Source organism: Erwinia sp. S43, assembly GCF_016624745.1.
GTDB lineage: Bacteria > Pseudomonadota > Gammaproteobacteria > Enterobacterales > Enterobacteriaceae > Erwinia > Erwinia coffeiphila.
This window is the reverse complement of sequence record NZ_JACVTX010000068.1, coordinates 1-538: the sequence shown is the minus strand read 5'-3', so window position 1 is coordinate 538 and position 538 is coordinate 1. Positions and strand designations below refer to the sequence as shown.

Annotated in this window: 1 protein-coding gene; it reads left to right on the top strand. The window is 58.9% G+C overall.

Annotation, left to right across the window (positions count from 1 at the left end):
- Positions 1-538 (top strand): Ig-like domain-containing protein (locus tag IBT47_RS26825; protein WP_200564294.1); only part of this gene is annotated, 538 nt, incomplete at both ends.

The following is a 538-nucleotide window of genomic DNA, read 5'->3' as shown; positions in this document are numbered from 1 at the left end:
CCACCTCAGACCAACGGTGAAACCCTCGACGTCACCCTGAAAGATGCGGCCGGCAACGAGTCCACCGCCGCTCAGGTGAACGCGGATGACACCACCGCGCCAACCGCACCAACTGACGTAGAAGTTGGAGATGATGGTGCTTACCTCTGGGGCTATGGCGAACCGGGCACTACTGTCACCGTTTATGATCCAGACGGCAACGCAATTGGGACAGCTACCGTCGGAGACAATGGCTATTTTGAAGTTGAACTTCATCCAGCTCAAGTGGATGGCGAAACTCTTAAAGTTACCCTCAAAGATGCAGCAGGCAATATCTCCGATCCAACCAGCGTAGATGCTCCGATCGTTGATGACTCGGATGCTGACGCCGACGCGGATGCCGATGCGGATGCCGATGCGGATGCGGATGCCGACGCGGATGCGGATGCCGATGCGGACGCCGATGCGGATGCCGATGCGGATGCCGATGCGGATGCCGATGCGGATGCCGATGCCGAAGCCGAAGCCGATGCCGAAGCAGAAGCCGAAGCAGATGCCG